The sequence below is a fragment of the Nocardia sp. NPDC058658 genome (assembly GCF_042716665.1).
Taxonomy (GTDB): Bacteria; Actinomycetota; Actinomycetes; order Mycobacteriales; family Mycobacteriaceae; genus Nocardia.
This window is the reverse complement of record NZ_JBHXRR010000001.1, coordinates 100,038-118,314: the sequence shown is the minus strand read 5'-3', so window position 1 is coordinate 118,314 and position 18,277 is coordinate 100,038. Positions and strand designations below refer to the sequence as shown.

Sequence of the window (18,277 nt, the reverse complement as noted above, 5' to 3'; positions counted from 1 at the left end):
CGATGCGCGCCGATCCTGTGACCGAGCCCAATGATTCTCCGATCGCGCTGGTCCAACCTATGGATGGGTGGTGAACAACGGTGCTTTGACGACGAACAGAATCGCGAGCACACCGACCACGGCCATCGCCACCGCGAGCCCGAAGACAGCGGCCAACGCGCCGATCAGCACCCCTTCGAGGGCGATTCCGGTGTAGGCGACTCGGTTGAGCTTGCCGAGTGCCTGTTCCTCGCCGCCGGAGTCGACGCTGTGGCCGACCGATCCGGTGCAGAACGGGTGCAGATTCGCCAAGCCGATTCCGCTGACAACCGCTGCCACCGCCAGCGCCGCGCTTCCGGTCGTCGAGTGGGTCACGATTCCGGTGATCCCGACGATGACGAGCAGACCACTGATGCGCACCGACCACACCCGATCCAGATGGCGGCTCAGCGGTCCGAATGCCAGCCGGCCGAGACAGATGGAGCCGATGAACAGTGTCAGGGCGAGGGTGGCCGCGGTCAGGGATGCGCCCGAGTGCACCGCGAGGATGGCGAGCCAGTTGGTGAGCATTCCCTCCAACAGCAGCGCGGAGAAGCTCATCGCGGTCAACCAGCGCAGCGAGGGCGGATATGCCATCCGGATCCGCTCGAGCGGGCGAACCCTCGGCGAAACCCGCGTAGGGGCCACGTGTGGGAAAGTGTGGCCCACTTCCGTTGGCGCAGTAGCTGTATGGAAGCGGCGGAGGATCACGAATACAGCCGTGGTGCCGACGATGCCGACAGCGGTGAGTGTGATGAAGGACTGCAGCAAGGGAATACGTCCCGCCGTCACCAGCCCGAAGCCGGCGCCGAGAGTCCCACCGACCGCTTGGAACCCTTCCAGAGGCGAGAGCAAGCTGTTCGCACGCGCGTCCGTGACCGCGCTCATGCGAACCTTCTCCAGGCGAACCGCGAGCACGTTCTGCCCGATATCCAGCAGCGCGTTGAGCGTCCCGGCGACAAGCAGCCACCCGATCGTCGCCCACAGACCGAACCCCATCCCCGCCAGCCCGATTCCGGCCAGATACAACCCCGCGGCGACAGGTGCGGCGCGCGCCGCCCCGAATCGGCGCACGATCTGGGGCGCCACGAACATCGTCGCAGTGAGCCCGACGACGAACCCGATCCGCGCGAACCCCATCTGCGCATCCGAAAGCCCGTATCGCTCTTGCAGTTCCGGCAACCGCGACGCCAACGCGGCATAACCGAGCCCGTTGAGCAGAAACAACCCCATGGCCGCCCAGACCACCGGCTGCCGCCACGCAGCGCCGCGCATTTCGCCGACCATCGAGGAAGACCGCGCACGCATCGGCACCCCCTCTCGACACGGACAAGCGTTCCACAAGCACTCAGCGGGCACCGAAACAACGGACGAACAACGCGTAGACAGGCAATACCTTCACCCGATGCGGCTGTCGAGGTAGCTGATTGTTTGCGCGACTCGCCGTTGGGACGGGCGGATCAACCCATAAATGGCGCGCCCGCGCGAGGGTGAAAGCATGAAACTCATCAAATTGATGTGTGTCCTCGGCGCCACCGCCGCTTTGCCTGCAGTGCTGGCCGGCCCTGCGAACGCCGCATCGTGGACAACCGATCAGATGGTGGCTTATTTCTGCACCGAGGCGCACGATGCCGCCTTCTATCGTGATTACGCCGAAGTCGAGAAAATGGATATGTGGACGTTCAACGGTGACATTGTCCCCGAGGTGGAAGCCCGCAAAATGGTCTTCGGCACCGGCGAGCTCAACGACACCACCCGTGCGGGTCAGTGCGGTGAGAAGAAGGACGAGTTCTACGACGCCGTCGTTCGGATCACCAAGCGGGACAGAGACACGATGCGCGAGGAGTTCCGGAGTAACAACGACGCGGTCAAAGCCTTCCCTGGCAAGAAGCTCGCTGCCTTCAGCAAAGCCGGCCAGTCGGAGATGCAGCGTAAGAACGAGAAATACCCGCAGTGAGCCGATCTCGGCGGTGAGGGGCTGGCAACGGTGCGGGTAGCCTGGCACCCAGTCGGCTGATGGAGGGGCAGGGTTCATGAGTGGGAGAGCGGCAACGATGGTCGAGGTGGTCAAAGGATCCAAGACGGATCTCGTCGACGGGCAGTACACGGTGCGCCTGGATCTCGACAGTCCGGCCGGTACCGTCGACATTGCCGCGGTGCTGCTGACCGCAGACGGCAAGGTGCGCTCCGACGCGGACTTCGTCTTCTTCAACAATCCGTCGGCACCCGGGGTTCAGCTGGAGTCCGATGCTGTTGTCGCGGTGGATCTTTCGGCCTTGCCATCTGATATCCATCGTGTCGTGATCACCGGAAGTACCGAGGCGCAGGGTATTCGGTTCGGCGCGATCGCCGGGCTGCGGGTTTCTGTCGTCGGGGCGAGTCAGTCGGTGAGTTTCGTGCCGCCCGGGCTGGATTCCGAGACGGTGCTGCAAGCTGTCGCGTTGTATCGGCGGGGGAGTGGATGGCGGCTCGATGCGATCGGGCAGGGATATAGCGCCGGTCTGGCAGCGTTCGCGACGGACCATGGAATTGTTGTCGATGCGGAAGAAGAGTCCGCCGAAGTAGTTGCGCCGCAGGCTGTTACGCCCGCGCCGCAAGCTGTGACACCTGCGCCGTCCGTCGATCTGCGTAAGGTCGACGTCGTCCTGACCAAAGATTCCCCCGATCGCCGCGCCACCATCGACCTGCGTAAGGGCGACCCCGGCTATGTACTGACCGTCGGCCTCGAATGGGACGGCCGCGGTGCGGAGTACGACGACTACGGCCGCTGCACCAAGCGCGGAGTCGGCGACCTCGACGTCTACTTCTTCTGCCGCAACGAGATCACCGGCGACTACGTGGTCTTGAGCGGCGAAAAAGGCCACCAGGGCGACATCGCGAAATGGCCGTTCATCCACCACCAGGGCGACTCCCAAGGCCCCGGCGTGAACAACCAACCCGCCCGTGAACAAGTCATCGTCCGCCCCACCGAAAACGGTGACCTCCTCCTCAACGTGTATCAATCCGTGGACAACGGTGCGGGAGCCATCGACAAATTCGGCAAACCCCGCGTCCGAGTCCGCTACGGCCGCCCCGGCCCCGACGGTCTCCCCGGTGAGGACGCCGACCAGATCACCGTCGTCATCGGCAACGGAAAGAGTTCCTTCTGGGCCACCGTCGCCCACATCGACGTCCGTGACGGCATCCTCACCGTCGACGGCACCATCCATTACAGCCGCGCGTTCAGCGAACGCATGCCCGTCCTCGATACCAACGGCACCTGGGTGCGCTCGGCCAAGAACGGCCCCGTCGGTCGCAGCAAAAAGGCCAACGGCCTCGGCCTGAGCCGTTACGAAGGACAGTGCCCGACTCCGCGCTGAATCGGTACCTGGAAGCCACCGATCTTCCGCTCGAGCAGCTCGGCCAGCAGCAACGGTGTGCGGTCCTCGAACATCGGGCCGATGAGCTGCACTCCCACCGGCAGGCCCTCCGGCGACCGGCCCGCGGGAATGGCGGTGGCGGGCAGGCCGGGCATGGTTGCCACGCCGGCCCAGACGAGCTGGTCGAAGTACGGATAGTCGACGCCGTCGATGTCGATGCGCCGGGTCTCCAGCGCTCCACGGTGATCGTGGGGGAAGGCGGGGGTGGGCGTGATGGGGCAGACCACGGCATCGAATTCGGCGAACAGTTGCCGCCAGCAGTGGCGGTGGAGTTCGCGGCGGTTGTTCGCCTCGACCCAGTCGCGGTGGCTGAGCGCCATGCCACGCAGCCGCGCCGCATCGAGACTCCGATCGTCCGCGCTCAGGGTGGCGGCGTCGGTCTGTAGCTGCTCGTAGATGTCGATGGGCAGACCCGCGGCGGCGTTCGACAGCATCAGCTGCATGTAGAGCGTCGCCGCTTCGGTGAGATCGGGCAGCAGTGGGCTCTGTCGCTCGACGCGGGCGCCCTCGTCGACGAGCGCCTCGGCGACCCGGTTCACGCCCGCCCACACCGCCGATCCGGTCGGAATAAGTGGATGGTCGTCGATGATCAGGACCCGGAAGTCGGACAGTCGCTCGCAGCGCGCGGGTGGCAGTGCGACGCCGCGGGTGAGCGGCTCCGGTTCGGCCATCACGTCGAGCAGCAGCGCGAGGTCACCGGCGGTGCGCGCCATCGGGCCGACGACGGCGAGGTCGAGGTCGACCGGCAAGGCAGGCGCGGTCGGCACGACCATGCCGCGGGTCGGCGCCAACCCGACCGTCGGCTTGTGCGCGTAGACCCCGCAGAAATGCGCGGGCGTGCGCAGTGAACCGGCGAGATCGGACCCGATCGACAGGGCGCCGAATCCCGACGCCAGCGCCGCCGCGGACCCACCCGACGAACCACCCGAGGTGCGGGCGTGATTCCACGGATTATTGGTGGTGCCGTAGATCTCGTTGAAGCTCTGGATATCTCGCAGCATCATCGGCACATTCGTCTTACCGAGCACCACCGCGCCCGCCGCCCGCAATCGCGACACCTGCACCGCGTCCTCGGCCGGCACATAGTTCGCATGCTGCGGCATGCCCCAGGTCGTAGGCAGCCCTGCCATGTTGAAGGACTCCTTGACTGTCACCGGAATCCCGAGCAACGGCCGATCCTCGCCGCGCGCACGCGCCTGATCAGCCCGAAGCGCCGCGTCGCGCGCACGCTCGAAATCCGGCACACAGATCGCGTTGATCACCGTGTCCTCGCGCTCGATCCGACCGATCGCCCCCTCGGTCAATTCCACCGATGTCACCTCACCGGCCCGCAAAGCGGTCGCGAGTTCTTCCGCCGACTGAAAGTCCCAATCCATGAATCCGACGCTATCGATGCTCTACCGGAGCCATAAAATGCTATTTCGCACAATTGGGCCAACCGGCCTGGCCTTCGAGCGCGGCCCATCACGCTGGCATTTTGTGATCCCACCAGGTCACATATATCGAAGCGCACGGAATCCGCTGGGGCCGGGCATGAAATATACCTTCGCGCAACGGGATTCATGTCTCAATTAGCCAGCCGTATTCGATAGATCCACGACTGATCGAAGTTCGCCCGATCAGGCCGGACGGCAGCATCGTGGTCGAGCTTCCGCCACAGCCGTGGCAGGTGCTGGATCGGGGTCACCATTCTCGAATTCGGCGGACAGAAATCGGGCTTGCACCTGACGTAAGGTCAGGTCCTACCGTCGACAACACCGGCGCACAGTGCGCTGGTGGAAGTGGGATGAAACGGATGGACCTGCGCGAAACCGGGCGTGTGTGGAAGGTCGGCGAACTCGCGGACGAGGCCGGGCTGACGGTGCGGACGCTGCACCATTACGACCGCATCGGGTTGGTACATCCCGCGGAGCGGACCAGCACTGGCCATCGGCTCTACACCGCGAGCGATGTCGAGCGCCTCTACCAGGTGCTGGCCCTGCGTCAACTGGGCCTGGGCCTGGACCAGATCGCGGACCTGCTCGAGGGTGCCGTGCCGATGGCGCAGGTGCTCACCGCTCATCGCGACTATCTGGCCGCACAGCTCGCCGCGACCCGGGACCTCCACGCCTTGGTCGACGCACTGGCCACCACGGTGCAGAGCAAGCCGGAAACATCCACAGACCACTTCCTGGAACTGATCAGGAGGACCGTCATGGTCGACGACACCATCAAGACATACTTCACCGAGAATCAACTGGCGCAGCTCGCCGAGCGTCGGGAAGAGTTGGGGGAGAAGCAGATTCAGAAAGCCGAAGCCGACTGGGCTGAGCTGATCCCCCAGGTCGATGCGGCGATCGCAGCCGGAATGGACCCGACCACACCCGAGGCGCAACGAATGGCCGCGCGGTGGATGGCGCTCCTGGAAGAGTTCCACGGCGGCGACGAAGGCCTGCGCGACAGCATGTACCGAATGCAGGCCGAGGAGTCCGCCCGAATCGAAAGTGAGTACTGCGGACCGTCGCCCGCGCAGATCGCGTTCATCACGGCCGCGAATACTGCACGGGAGTAACGGGATCGGAGTCCGAACATCGCGCAGTAACGACTGAGGTAGTGCGTGCGCGTGGTGCGGGGGATGATTCCTGCGCGCCACGGCCGCCGCCTGAAACCCGGGCAGGGTGCGGTCTTCTCGGGAAGGACCCGAACATCCACGGGCACAGGAGTCTGCGGCATAGGCTTGACCGATGAATGCAGCCCCACCCTTGACGGTGTCGCAGCGGACGGGATACATCTGCAGCGCGGTGGTCTGGCGCTGTGATCGGTTGACGACTTGGGCAGCGGTGGCGTGGTGATATCCGACCCGACACGCGACCCTGCGTCGGTCGAGATCGGCAACTTCCTTGCCCATGCGCCGTCCGACGTGTGGCACGCGCTCACCGATCCGAGTGTGGTGCAACGGTGGTTGATGCCGTCAACCGGATTCGTCGCATCAGTGGGAACCCACTTCGTCTTCACCGTCCCGCCACAGCCATCGTCGGCGGCCAGGCGGCAAGCGACCTCTGTCGGTGAGATCGCCTGCGAAGTTCTGACAGCCCGTCCGAGTGAGCAGCTGACCCTGAGCTGGGTCGACTTGCGAGCAGAACGGCCGTCCCGCTGGGTTATCGACTGGACATTGTTGTCGCAGGGGCGTGGCACTCGATTGTTGTTGACGCACAAGGGATTCGATATCGAAGACCGCCGACAGAAGATGGCGCGCAACGGAATGGAACGGATGTGGCACGGCAGGTTGTCGCGGCTGCGCGACGTGCTCGACATCGGCCACCAGAACCACTTCTAGTTGGATCGCCACGGCTATGGAGTGGGAACCGCGCTGGTGACGACTGTTCCGCTGAGACCTGCGGCCAGAGGGATTCGCGGATTGCGTCACTGGCTGTCGGTATTCCAGGGTGCCGCCCGCATGTCCTCGATCGAGAGCCGCTGTCCCCGGCGCGGTTCACCGAGCGGAACTCCGACGGCGATCATCGACATCACCACCCATCCGGCGTCCGGCGCGAGGTCGGTGGTGACGGCGTCGAGGTCGAAGGCGCGGAATTGGTGGCAGGCGAGGCCGATGGCCTGGGCTTGGATTGTCAGATGGGCGACGGCTTGGCCGAGATCGTAGTCGGCGAATTCCGAGTACGGGATGCGGGAATCGTCGACGAATCTGTGCGTCAACGTGACGATCAACAGACCGGCGTCCAACGCCCACCGAGCTGAACTGGGTGCCAGATGCATCGCGATCCGCTTGTGTTCCACCTCGCCGGGCCGGACCGGATAGAAACTCCACGGCTGCGAATTCCCCGCCGACGGCGCCCACCGCGCCGCCTCGAGCAGCAGTTCGACCGTCGCGTCGTCCACTGTCGCCTCGGGATCGAACGCGTGCGGACTGAATCGCCCGGCCAGCAGTGGGTGGAGGCGGGGCCGACCCGCAGGGATGAACACTCCTGTCCCAACCGGAATGCGGTGCGGAATATGCCTGCTCCACGAGTTTGCGAAGGCCATGGCAAGGGCGAGACTTCGTTCTAGGTGATCGGGCGGCGGTCGCCGAGTAGGTCCTCGCGAAGGTCGCGGACTGTTGTCCGTAGGGCCTCGACGACGGCAGCCACCTCAGGTCGGCGGAGGGTTTCGGGACGGATGACGAGCCAGTAGGTGAGTTGGACGCGGACCTCGTCGGGGAGGACGCGGACGAGGTCGGGGTGGCGGTCGGCCATGAAGCAGGGGAGTAGGCCGATGCCCGCGGCGGCTCGGGTGGCTTCCACGTGGACGAAGACGTTGGTGGAGGAGACCGAGCGGCGCATGGCGGGGGCGAAGGCAAGGGCGAGGTCCAGGTCGTCGACTTGGAGGATGGATTCGATGAAGTAGACCAGGGGGTAGTCGGCGAGGTCGGCGATGGTGGTGGGGGTGCCGTGTTCGGCGAGGTAGTCGCGGGAGGCGTAAAGGCGTAGGCAGTAGTCGCCGAGTTCGATCGCTTCGGCGCGATGGACTTGGGGTTTGCCGACCACCACCTCGATGTCGAGGCCGGTTCGCTGGGTGGATGCTCGCCGGGTCGCGGCGATGATGTCGACGGCGATACCGGGGTGTCTGCGTTGGACGCGGGCGGCCGAGGGTGCGGCCAGGTAGGCGCTGAAACCATCGGTGGCCGAAATACGCACCACACCTTCGAGCGTGCGCGCACCCGCGGTCGAGCCCAGCGATCTGACCGCCGCCTCCACCGCTTCGGCCGCGGTCAGCGCCTCGCGACCCAGATCGGTGAGCTCCCAGCCGCCGCTGACCCGGGTCAGCACCCGCCCACCCATGGCGTGTTCGAGGGCCGCTATGCGCCGCGAAATCGTCGTGTGGTTGATGCCCAATTCTTCGGCGGCGGTGACATAACGCCCGGACCGTCCGACGGCGAGTAGCACCAGCAAATCGTCAGCGCTCGGCCTGCGCCCCGACGTCGAAGAAGAATGGCTCACGTCTGCAGTTTCGCAGATTGCCGCTGCGAAACTGTCCATTGTCACCGAGACGCATCTGCACGAATACTCTCCTCACAGCTTGTGGGCTGCATCACAGTTACAGCGTGATGTGACCTGGAACATCGAAGGAGTAGCGCGATGAGTGTGCGCAGCACGACCCGACCCACCGACCCGGACGAAGCCCCCACCGGACTGCGGCGGGTCGTCGCCGCGTCGATGGCGGGCACGGTCGTCGAATGGTACGAATTCTTCCTCTACGGCACCGCCGCGACCCTGGTGTTCAGCAAGGTGTTCTTCTCCAAGGACACCAGCGACCTCGACGCGATCCTGGCCGCCTTCGTCACCTACGCCGTCGGTTTCGCGGCCCGCCCGCTCGGCGGCATCGTCTTCGGCTACTTCGGTGACCGCTACGGCCGCAAGCAGTTGTTGCAGGTGAGCCTGGTGCTCGTCGGCGCGGCGACGTTCCTGATGGGCTGTCTGCCCACCTTCGCCCAAATCGGTTACTGGGCACCGGCGATGCTGGTGACACTGCGCTTCATCCAGGGCTTCGCGATCGGCGGTGAATGGGGTGGTGCGGTGCTGCTGGTCGCCGAGCACAGCCCGAGTCGCAGTCGCGCCTTCTGGTCGAGTTGGCCGCAGGCCGGGGTGCCTGCGGGCAATCTGCTCGCCACGGTCGTGCTGCTGGTGCTGACCTCGACCCTGTCGGACGAGGCGTTCCTGAGTTGGGGCTGGCGCGTGGCGTTCTGGCTGTCGGCGGTGGTCGTGCTGGTGGGCTACTACGTGCGCACCAAGGTTACCGACGCCCCGATCTTCCTGGCGGCGCAGCAGTCGATGGACCAAGCCAAGGCCGCCTCGTTCAGCCCGTTCGAGGTGCTGCGCAAGTACCCGCGAGGAGTGTTCACCGCGATGGGTCTGCGGTTCGGCGAGAACATCATGTACTACCTGGTCGTCACGTTCTCCATCACCTATCTCAAGGTGCACGTGCACGCCGACACCACCAACATTCTGTGGTGGCTGCTCATCGCCCACGCCGTGCACATCATGGTGATCCCGCTGGCAGGCAGGCTCGGTGACCGCGTCGGTCGCCGCCCGGTCTACCTGGCCGGTGCCGTCGCCGCGGCCACCTGGGGCTTCTTCGCCTTCCCGATGATGGACAGCGGCAACCACCTGATCATCTTGTCCGCCATTGTCATCGGACTGGTGTTCCACGGGCTCATGTACGCCGGTCAGCCCGCGATCATGGCCGAGATGTTCCCGACCCGGATGCGGTACTCGGGTGTGTCGATGGGCTACCAGGTCACCTCGATCGTGGCGGGTTCGCTGGCGCCGATCATCGCGGTGAAGCTGCTGTCGGAGTTCGGTTCCTCGGTGCCGATCGCCTGGTACCTGGCTGTGGCCGCGAGCGTCACCATCGTTGCGGTGTTGTGCGCGAAGGAAACTCGCGGGATCGACCTGGAATCTGTTGACCTCGCTGATGCTTCGGCCACGAAAGGTGTTGCCTGATGGCGGATCTCACCGGGCGTAAGGCGCTGGTCACCGGCGCTGCGAGCGGGATCGGCGCCGCCTGTGCGCGCGAGCTCGCTGCACGCGGGGCCGAGGTCACCGTCGCCGATATCGACGGAGACCGTGCGAAAGCGGTGGCGCACGAAATCGGTGGACACGCATGGAGCGTCGACCTGCTCGAGGTCGACGCGCTGGCGGAGTTGCGCCTGGAGACCGACATCCTCGTCAACAACGCCGGCGTGCAAAGCGTCAGTCCCATCGAGGATTTCGAGCCGCACCGGTTCCGCACAATGCAGACGCTGATGGTCGAAGCACCGTTCCTGCTGATTCGCGCGGCACTCCCGCACATGTACGCGCGGGGTTTCGGGCGGATCGTCAACATCTCGTCGGTGCACGGGATTCGCGCGTCGCAGTTCAAGGTCGCGTACGTGACCGCGAAACACGGACTGGAAGGGCTGTCGAAGGTGACCGCGCTCGAAGGCGGTCCGCACGGGGTCACCAGCAACTGTGTCAGCCCCGGCTATGTGCGAACACCGTTGGTGGACAAGCAGATTGCCGATCAGGCCGCCGTGCACGGGATTCCGGAGCAGGAAGTGCTCGAGAAGGTGCTGCTCACCGAGAGCGCGATCAAACGGTTGATCGAACCGGAAGAGGTTGCGGCATTGGTCGGTTGGCTCGCCTCCGATCACGCGGGCATGGTCACCGGGTCTTCCTACGTGATGGACGGAGGGTGGAGCGCCCGATGAACGCAGCGGGGTAGGCGGCCTCGGTGGCGTTTCAGGTCGTGGGAGGCGGGTCGGCTTCAGGGGAGTGAATGGACCGGTTTGAACGGTGCCGACCCGCCTGCAACCCATTCGTTGACGTCGACGGTCCGGATGGGGAGAGGATTCGGACGAGGGTCTTCAGTCGGTGCGGCGGGTCAGCCAGACCGCGCACGCTGCGCAGAGGGCGGCGGCGATCAAACCCGGGACGATCAGATCCGGACGCGGTTCGAAGGCATGTGGTGGTGCCTGAGCCGTGAGCTCCGCATGCAATCTGAACGGCGAAGCGGAGTCGTACGAGTCCGCTGTCACGCCAACCCACGCCGGCACCGCACCATCGGTACTCGTCGGCAGCTCCCGCGCGGTCAACGACGCGAGCACCGGCAACACGGTCCAACCGGCGAGCAGCGAAGGCGCGAGCGGAAGCGCGGACCCGCCCGCCATCGCCGCCGCGAAGAGCAGCACCGCACCCGCGACAATTCGAACCCAGCTCGCGTCGGACACGAAGGACAGCGCGCCAACCAACGCCGCACCGGCGCACACACCGACCGCGAGTCCGGCTCGACGCAGATGAAGCCCGACCACGAGGCCGCCGATCACTGCGGCGCTCCCGGCAACGAGCGTGACAGTCGACGGTTCGCGATCCAGTCCGGGCTCGATGACAAGAACGGCTGCCGCGGCAGTCAGCGCGGCCAACGTCGCCAACGACTCCCGCGGCAACCACCGAACACCCGCCACGAATATCGCCAGCACCAGCAACACTGCTGCGAAAGGAAGCCAGCTGGTCTCGATCGACAATCGTGCGAGCAATCCGGACGTCAATGCGAGCGTGGCGCCGAACGCCACAGTCCGTCCGGACAGGTCGAGGTCGACGTGGTCGGCTCGCCGCCACCACATCACCGTCAACAAGGCGGCCGCCGATACGACCACCACTGCCACCTGCCACGTATGCACTGGTGGGTCGATGGAGCCGGGGTAGCGGAGGTGGTCCACGCCGAGCAGGTTGTCCCACTGATACCCGAGCACTCCCGCCGCGATGAGTCCGCCGAAGAACCACACCTGAACCGTCGCCGTCAGCAGCACGGGCACCATCAACAATCCGACCGCGACACCGAGCGCGACGGGCAACTCGTTCCACTCACCCGGCGCCGGGAGCGCGTTGACCGCGCCCACGATCGCCAGCCCTGCCAGGCCGACCCCGTAAACCACGGGGTAGCGGACCCGACCCCAGCTGAACAGACTCACCGCGCCAATCGCGACCAACGCCGCAAGCACTGCCATCGTCATCGCGGCGGTCCCGAAAATCTGCGTTCCCTCAACAGTGCCCGCGATGCGCTGAACCACATAACTTGAGGTCAGGCCGATCAGCGCCCCAACAGCAGCGTTCACCGACGCCGTTCCACTCACCTACAGCACTCCTCGCTGCGCACGACCCGAATTGATGTCCTCAACCAGGACTTTGTCGGCTACGGTGATCGGTTCGTTACCCGCGGTCATAGTGGATGAATTGTCTGATCTACGCAAAGTTCGCGGGCGAAGACCCTTGTTGTGGACGTTTGATCATGTTGTAATCCAGATGTTTGCTGGTGGCTGTCGGTGGCGGCCTGCCAACCGCTCGAATGATGTGGGGGACCAGATGACGTTGAGTATGGAGAACGGGCCGGAGGCGGTCCCGGCGGAGCTCCCCTCGGTCGACATCGCGGACAGTCCGTTGACCGCGGACCGCGTCGGCCGCTTGAGCCAGGCAGCTCGCCACCGGATCGCGGCGTTCGTGCACACCACTCTCGCGGATCTGGACGAGCTGCCCGAACCTTGGGTTCCCCCGATCGGGGTGACGGAGATCAGCGGAAGAGGGCAGTGACGTCGACGGTCGCCGCCATCGCCGCGGCGCCCGCGTCGTTGAGGTGCATGCCGTCGCCGCTGTCGAATTCGGGGCGGATGTAGTCGGGTCGCTCGGGGTCGGCCACGGCGCGATCGACATCGAAGATCGAGTCGAAAAGGGTTGTGGTGCGCAGCCATTCGTTGACGGCGTGGCGGGTCGGCTGGGTTTCCAGTAGGGGCATGCCGGGGAAGACGCAGCCGGCGTAGGGGCCGATGGTGGCGGCGTGGATGCGCAGTCCGGCGGCGTGGGCACGCTCGGCCAGGTCGGTGAATCCGGCGATCAGTTCTTCGGTGGTGGCGGAGGGCTGGCCGCCCATCGCGCCGAGGATGAGGTCGTTGATGCCGAAGTTGATCAGGATGTCGGTGACGCCAGGGACCTGCAGCGCGTCGGAATCGAAACGGCGCACCCCTGATTCGCCGATCTCCTCGGCGGTGAGGCGGTTGCCCGCGATGCCGCTGTTGACCACCCAGCCCTGGCTGAGTCGGGTATTGAGGACGTCGACCGAGCGGCGATTGGTGCTGGGCGTGGTGCCGACACCTTCGAACCAGGAGTCACCGAACGCCACCGCGACCGGCGATTGTTCGCTGACCCGCACGTCGATTCCGGTGACGAAGAATCGGAACGGAACCTCCACGGCGTCGATGAGTTCCACCTCCGCGGTCTGATCGCCTGCCACGATGTAGGAGATCTCGCCGGGCTGGTGGGAGAAGGTGGCCAGGCCGGTCGATTCCGGCAGGTAGAGGCTGAGCAGCAGATCTTCGCCCGCGGCGACCGGCAATTCGATCGGATCACTCACCGAGTCGGCGCCCGCGTCGATGGTGACCGCCGCCGCGCCGCCGAAGGTGACCGCCCGGTCTTCGATGAACGCCGATCCGGCCTTGCGCCGGGCGATCCGCACGGCGCCGATCCTCAGCGGTGCGACGCCGTACCGGTTGGTCAGGCGCACGCGCACCGCGTCGCCGCCGCCTGTCATGTGCAGGATCTGGCGCACGGTCTCGTTGCCGAACTCGCGGGATTCGGCGAGTTTGATCTGCTCGGTCGGGTCGATGACGCCGGTTCGGAAGCCCGCGACCCAGGTGTTGTTCTGCATGATCTCTCCAGTAGTTGCTGTGCGGAATAATGCGTCGACATAGGTCTACGGGAAAGTATTCCGCGTGTCAACTATCCGCATGGCAAGTATGGGCTAGGCTGGCGTTATGTCCGATCTGTTCGACGACCCCCGCTTCACCATCTCCGGCTTGCTGTTCGAGGCGCACAGCGGTTTGCTCGCCAAGCTGGAGCCGACCTGGAAGGCGCACGGGCTCTCCGGCCTCGACCTCAATGCCCTGCTGCGACTGAGCCGTTCACCGGGCCGCCGCCTGCGGATGTCGGACCTCGCCACCCAGACCGAGCTGTCCACCAGTGGTGTCACCCGACTGGTCGACCGGCTCGCGGGTGCGGGCTTGGTCGAACGCCAACTCGACCCGGCCGACCGCCGCAGCGCCTACGCGGCCCTGACCGACGGTGGCGTGCAGCGCCTCGAGGAGGTTTTGCCCGACTACCTTGCGGCCCTGGAGCAGTGGCTCACCGGACAGCTGACTCCCGAGCAACTCGACGGCTTGGTCACGGGTCTGCGCGTCATCCGTGACGCCACGAACCCGGCGGCTACCGCGCTGGCTGATCGGTCCTGACCGCAGGATTCCGAAAGCGCCCCGCCAGTCGCAGCTGTCAGGGTGTGGTTGTGCCGCTCGGAAACCGCAGCGGCCGACCACGAGAGGACCGAGAGCGTGAAGATCCCATTGGCGGTACTGGTAGGCGCCGTCCTGACCATCAGCGCATGCACGATGCAGCCCGCATCCAGCAAAACCGACTCTGCGCGAACGGAATCCGGCCTCGACCCGGCTGCGCTGCAATCCGCGTTGGATGCCGTTCGCGACGCCGGGATGGTCGGAGTGTTCATGGAAGTGCGCGATGGCGAGCGGGTGTGGAGTGGTGCGTCGGGCGTCGCCGATGTCGCCTCCGGTGAGCCCATCCGGCCCGGCCTGGTCCACCGGATGGGCAGCATCACCAAGACGTTCGTCGCGGCTGCCGTCATGCAGCAGGTCGAAAAGGGGCGGATCGGGCTCGATACCCCCATCGCCGACTACCTGCCGCAGCTGGTCCCCGGCGAGCGTGGCACGGAGATCACGGTGCGCATGTTGCTCAACCACACCAGCGGTCTGGCCGAGCACCTGCCCTACTCGTTCCCTTCTCTCTCAGCCTTTTTCGGCGGAACGCAACTGTCCGCGGAGAGCTTGGACAAGCACCAGTTCACTGAGTTCGACCCCATCGAGTTGATCAGAATGGGCGTTGACGCGCCCGCCACCGGTGCGCCCGGCGCGACCCCCGGCGTGTACTCCAACACGAACTACTTCCTGCTGGCCCAACTGCTGCAGAAGGTGACCGGAAAACCCTTCGCGACCTCCATCGCCGAGAACGTGATCCGCCGAGCCAACCTCGAAAACACCGCGTTTCCGGACCAGCCGACCCTGTCGGCTCCGCATCCGCGACTGTACGAAGGCCTGTTCGGCATGATCGACCCACCACGCGACTACAGCGTCTACAACATGTCCTGGACGATGCCCGGCGCCGGCATCGTCTCGACCACGGCGGACCTGAACCGCTTCTACCGCGCACTGCTCGCGGGACAGATCGTGAGCCCGGAATCCTTGGCGCAGATGCAGCGCACCGTGCCCGTCATTGCCCTGGACGGCAAGCAGATCGAATACGGCCTCGGCCTGCACCGTGTGCAAACCGCGACCGGCGAAACCTTCTGGGGCCACGACGGCAGCGCCTTCGGCGCCCTGGCAATCTCGCTCACCAGCGCCGACGGCACCCGCCAGATGTCGGTCGCGATGAACTACGCACGCTGGAACGAACTGGGCCCCGACCGCAAGCCGAAACCCCACCCCATCGACGCCGCCCTCGACAACCTCTACCGAATCGCGATGGGCGACAAGTAGTTCCTTCGGCCACCCTGCGACACCGCCCGCCTGAGCTCGGATGTCGAAGTCTCGCACCGCATTCCCCGCAACGCTGAGTCGTCGAGTGCAACATTCCGGGCGCGGTGAACGATGCGAAGCGCATGCAGGGGATGACACAGGTCGACAGTCAGCAGCAAACGGCCGGGTTCGGCGCGTACACCGTGGTCGATGTCGAGACCTCCGGGTTACGGCCGCACCAGCATCGGGTGCTGTCCGTCGCGGCGGTGACATTGGACGGCACCGGCCGGGTGCTGCGGGAATTCCACACCCTGGTCGATCCGGGGTGCGATCCGGGCCCCGTGCACATCCACGGGCTGACAGCGGACGTACTGCGAGGTTCGCCCGAGTTCGGCCAGGTGCGCGACCAGCTGTCCACGATGCTGGACGGCCGGGTGATGGTGGCGCATAACGCGCTGTTCGACTACGGGTTCCTCGTCCAGGAGTTCGCCCGGGCAGGCGGCGCCCTACCGGTCCAGCGTCGGCTGTGCACATTGGCGCTGGCCCGGCGCATCGCGTTGCCGACACCCGACTACAAGCTGGGCACGCTGGCGACGTACTACGGTGTGCCGCAACAGAAAGCGCATGATGCGCTCGACGACGCCCGGGTACTCGCCGATGTCCTACGGGCGTTGGTCGCCGATGCCGCCCATCTCGGTATCGCACCACCGTTGCTCGACTGTGCACCGGATTCGGCCAGGTCGATGCAGTCCCGGTGGCCCGTCGAACGTCGTGGCCCGAAACGGCCGTGCGACTTCGTGTATCCCGGGAAGTTGGCGATGGGCGGTCGTCTGCGCCAGGGTATGAAGGTAGCGGTGACCGGCGAGACTCGAATCGAACGGGAAGTGCTCGTCGCCCGTGCGGAAGCGGCGGGACTCGACGTCACCAGCATGGTGAGCAATCGAACGAGTGTTCTGGTCACGAACAATGCGGCTACGGGAACGGGCAAGGCGCGCAAGGCGTTCGAGTTCGGAACGCCGGTGATCGACGAGGCCCGGTTCGTCGAACTGCTGGAGTCCGTTGAACCGGGGCACGTGAAAGGGACTGTGGCCCCGAAGGTTCCGGTACACCGTCAGCCGAAGGCGCCCGCCCGGAAGGTGTCGGGTCCGCTGTCCGGTCGGCGGATTCTGGTGCTCGGCGGAACCCACGGCCAGTCTGCGGCAGCACGATCACGGATCGTCGAGCTCGGCGGTTCGGCCGCGGTAAATCTCTCGGCGACAGTGACAGATCTACTCCTTCTCGCAGGCGGGGAAGCAGACCGGCGTGCTCGAAAGGCCGACGAACTCGCGCTGGCGGTCCACGGACCGGAACTGCTCGAGCACGGTGCGATAGCGCCCGCCGTACCGGCCGACCCTCGTCCAGGCGAAATCCGGGCTGTGGAGGCCGCAGTGTTGTCACGAGGCCAGGTGGTCGACGTGCCGATCGCCGAGGGCGGCACCACGTGGACTCTGCGGGCAACCTGGAGCCAGCTCAGTGCCGCGACGGTGGATCTCGTCGCGTTCCTGGTGGGCAGCGATGAGCGAGTGAACGACTCCGACGACTTCGTGTTCTACAACCAGCCAGAACGGCAGGGCGCCAAGCTTTCCGAAGACGGTCCGAACGAGCAGTCGATCACCGTGGACCTCGACGACCTGCCCGAACACTGCACCCGTATCGTCCTCGCCGCCGCCCTCGACGGCGCCGATCTCACCTTCGGCGATGTCGGCGCAATCGAACTGGACGTCGCGTCCGGCACGGAATCGAGCGCAGCGGTGCGCGCCACACTCGATGCTGCAACCGTGGAACGCACGCTGCTACTCGCCGAACTGTATCTGCGCGGCGAAGATTGGCGGCTGCGCGCGGTCGGCCAGGGTTACGAAACCGACCTCGCCGAATTGGCCAGGCGGTACGGGGTCGAGGTCGACGAGTGACGCCGACCGGGCCGCTGGCAGGGGTGATCAGGTGGTGCGTCGACCGGTGAGGACGTTCAGATCGATGGTCAGGGGGAATGGTTCGTTCACGTGCACCGTGTCGGTGGCGCGAGGAGTGATCCGGTAGTCGCCGTCGTCGTCGAGTGTGTAGATCGTGAGGCCGACCGATTCGGCGTCGATGAGGTCGATCACCCAGTAGTGGGCGATGCGATTGGCGGCGTATTCGCCCGCCTTGATGGAGTAGTCGCGCACCGCTGACTCGCCGGATGAGGCGACCTCGACTGCTAGCGCGATCTGGTCGCTGCGAATTCGGGCTTGTTCGTCGATCTCGACTGGCCCGACCACTACATCCGGCACGCGCCGGGGGGACTTGCCGCTGAGTTCGGCCTCGATTTCCGCGAATGCCTCCCAACCGCTCGGGAGCTGGCCGTTCAATTGGACGAGCAAGCGTTGGATCGCGCGACTGTGCGGTGGAGCCGGGCGAGCGTTCACGAGCAAGAGTCCGTTCTCGATCTCGTAACGTTGGCTGGTGTCGGTCGGCAGAGCGTCGAACTCGGCGACGGTGATCGGTCGCCCGCGCGGGCTCGGCACCATCTCGACCGTCATCCTCAGCCTCCGCATGCTCGTCCACTGCGTCCTGGTGCCATTGTCGCACGTTGAGCCAGTCGGGTCGCGTGTGCCGTGGGTAGTGCGCACGAGGCGGTTGCCGGCTCGTGCGCTGTCAATTCGCTGCCGAGTGGCGCAGCTGGAAGCGCGGCTTCGCAGCGATTCGATGTCAACGGCGACATCGAATCGCCCGCGGATCGCGTCTA

At 65.7% G+C, this 18,277-nt stretch carries 17 protein-coding genes; 10 read left to right on the top strand and 7 right to left on the bottom strand.

The genetic code is table 11. The features are described from left to right. Positions 1–57 precede the first annotated feature (57 nt). Positions 58–1,326 carry an MFS transporter gene (locus tag ACFWUP_RS00635; RefSeq protein WP_379229527.1) on the bottom strand — a complete coding sequence of 423 codons (1,269 nt, stop codon included), beginning with the start codon at positions 1,324–1,326 and terminating at the stop codon, positions 58–60. Positions 1,327–1,516: 190 nt separating this feature from the next. On the opposite strand from ACFWUP_RS00635, the gene ACFWUP_RS00630 reads away from it, so the two are divergent. Together ACFWUP_RS00630 and ACFWUP_RS00625 are read left to right on the top strand one after the other, a co-directional pair. Then, positions 1,517–1,975: a hypothetical protein gene (locus ACFWUP_RS00630; RefSeq protein ID WP_379229526.1), complete on the top strand. Its 459-nt coding sequence runs from the start codon at positions 1,517–1,519 to the stop codon at positions 1,973–1,975. 76 nt (positions 1,976–2,051) lie between these two features. Beyond that, the gene (locus ACFWUP_RS00625) at positions 2,052–3,377 is read left to right on the top strand and encodes a TerD family protein (protein WP_379229525.1); all 1,326 of its coding nucleotides are present in this window, start codon (positions 2,052–2,054) and stop codon (positions 3,375–3,377) included. On the opposite strand, the gene ACFWUP_RS00620 is transcribed toward ACFWUP_RS00625, so the two are convergent. Beyond that, the gene (locus tag ACFWUP_RS00620) at positions 3,347–4,813 is read right to left on the bottom strand and encodes an amidase (protein ID WP_379229524.1); all 1,467 of its coding nucleotides are present in this window, start codon (positions 4,811–4,813) and stop codon (positions 3,347–3,349) included. The genes ACFWUP_RS00625 and ACFWUP_RS00620 overlap by 31 nt on opposite strands. Before the next feature lie 410 nt (positions 4,814–5,223). Between ACFWUP_RS00620 and ACFWUP_RS00615 the strand changes: the two genes are divergently transcribed. Then, positions 5,224–5,988 carry a MerR family transcriptional regulator gene (locus tag ACFWUP_RS00615; RefSeq protein ID WP_379229523.1) on the top strand — a complete coding sequence of 255 codons (765 nt, stop codon included), beginning with the start codon at positions 5,224–5,226 and terminating at the stop codon, positions 5,986–5,988. Between the two features lie 273 nt (positions 5,989–6,261). Continuing rightward, positions 6,262–6,753, top strand: a complete 492-nt coding sequence (locus tag ACFWUP_RS00610) for an SRPBCC domain-containing protein (protein ID WP_379229522.1) — start codon at positions 6,262–6,264, stop codon at positions 6,751–6,753. An 86-nt stretch (positions 6,754–6,839) separates the two neighbouring features. On the opposite strand, the gene ACFWUP_RS00605 is transcribed toward ACFWUP_RS00610, so the two are convergent. Both ACFWUP_RS00605 and ACFWUP_RS00600 read right to left on the bottom strand, forming a co-directional pair. Beyond that, on the bottom strand, positions 6,840–7,457 hold the full coding sequence (locus ACFWUP_RS00605; RefSeq protein ID WP_379229521.1) for a nitroreductase family protein: 618 nt from the start codon (positions 7,455–7,457) through the stop codon (positions 6,840–6,842). Between the two features lie 20 nt (positions 7,458–7,477). Further along, a complete protein-coding gene (locus tag ACFWUP_RS00600; protein WP_379229520.1) occupies positions 7,478–8,449 on the bottom strand; it encodes a LysR family transcriptional regulator in 972 nt (323 codons plus the stop codon). Between the two features lie 99 nt (positions 8,450–8,548). On the opposite strand from ACFWUP_RS00600, the gene ACFWUP_RS00595 reads away from it, so the two are divergent. Both ACFWUP_RS00595 and ACFWUP_RS00590 read left to right on the top strand, forming a co-directional pair. Then, a complete protein-coding gene (locus ACFWUP_RS00595) occupies positions 8,549–9,913 on the top strand; it encodes an MFS transporter (protein ID WP_379229519.1) in 1,365 nt (454 codons plus the stop codon). Continuing rightward, the gene (locus ACFWUP_RS00590; protein ID WP_379229518.1) at positions 9,913–10,659 is read left to right on the top strand and encodes a 3-hydroxybutyrate dehydrogenase; all 747 of its coding nucleotides are present in this window, start codon (positions 9,913–9,915) and stop codon (positions 10,657–10,659) included. The genes ACFWUP_RS00595 and ACFWUP_RS00590 overlap by 1 nt, the downstream gene beginning before the upstream one ends. 156 nt (positions 10,660–10,815) lie before the next feature. Here the strand turns inward: ACFWUP_RS00590 and ACFWUP_RS00585 are convergent, their stop codons facing one another. After that, the gene (locus tag ACFWUP_RS00585; RefSeq protein WP_379229517.1) at positions 10,816–12,081 is read right to left on the bottom strand and encodes a hypothetical protein; all 1,266 of its coding nucleotides are present in this window, start codon (positions 12,079–12,081) and stop codon (positions 10,816–10,818) included. 229 nt (positions 12,082–12,310) lie between these two features. On the opposite strand from ACFWUP_RS00585, the gene ACFWUP_RS00580 reads away from it, so the two are divergent. Then, on the top strand, positions 12,311–12,535 hold the full coding sequence (locus ACFWUP_RS00580) for a hypothetical protein (RefSeq protein ID WP_379229516.1): 225 nt from the start codon (positions 12,311–12,313) through the stop codon (positions 12,533–12,535). Here ACFWUP_RS00580 and ACFWUP_RS00575 read toward each other — a convergent pair. Beyond that, positions 12,516–13,646, bottom strand: coding sequence for a GDSL-type esterase/lipase family protein (locus ACFWUP_RS00575; protein WP_379229515.1), 1,131 nt, complete (start codon positions 13,644–13,646; stop codon positions 12,516–12,518). The two genes, ACFWUP_RS00580 and ACFWUP_RS00575, sit on opposite strands and share 20 nt — an antisense overlap. A 106-nt stretch (positions 13,647–13,752) precedes the next feature. Between ACFWUP_RS00575 and ACFWUP_RS00570 the strand changes: the two genes are divergently transcribed. From ACFWUP_RS00570 to ACFWUP_RS00560, 3 genes are all read left to right on the top strand, one after another. Beyond that, on the top strand, positions 13,753–14,226 hold the full coding sequence (locus tag ACFWUP_RS00570; protein ID WP_379229514.1) for a MarR family winged helix-turn-helix transcriptional regulator: 474 nt from the start codon (positions 13,753–13,755) through the stop codon (positions 14,224–14,226). Positions 14,227–14,322: 96 nt separating this feature from the next. After that, a complete protein-coding gene (locus tag ACFWUP_RS00565; RefSeq protein WP_379229513.1) occupies positions 14,323–15,537 on the top strand; it encodes a serine hydrolase domain-containing protein in 1,215 nt (404 codons plus the stop codon). A gap of 104 nt (positions 15,538–15,641) precedes the next feature. Further along, complete coding sequence (locus tag ACFWUP_RS00560; protein ID WP_379229512.1) at positions 15,642–17,465, top strand: exonuclease domain-containing protein; 1,824 nt, start codon at positions 15,642–15,644, stop codon at positions 17,463–17,465. Between the two features lie 27 nt (positions 17,466–17,492). On the opposite strand, the gene ACFWUP_RS00555 is transcribed toward ACFWUP_RS00560, so the two are convergent. Further along, positions 17,493–18,071 carry a Uma2 family endonuclease gene (locus tag ACFWUP_RS00555; RefSeq protein WP_379229511.1) on the bottom strand — a complete coding sequence of 193 codons (579 nt, stop codon included), beginning with the start codon at positions 18,069–18,071 and terminating at the stop codon, positions 17,493–17,495. Positions 18,072–18,277: the final 206 nt, after the last annotated feature.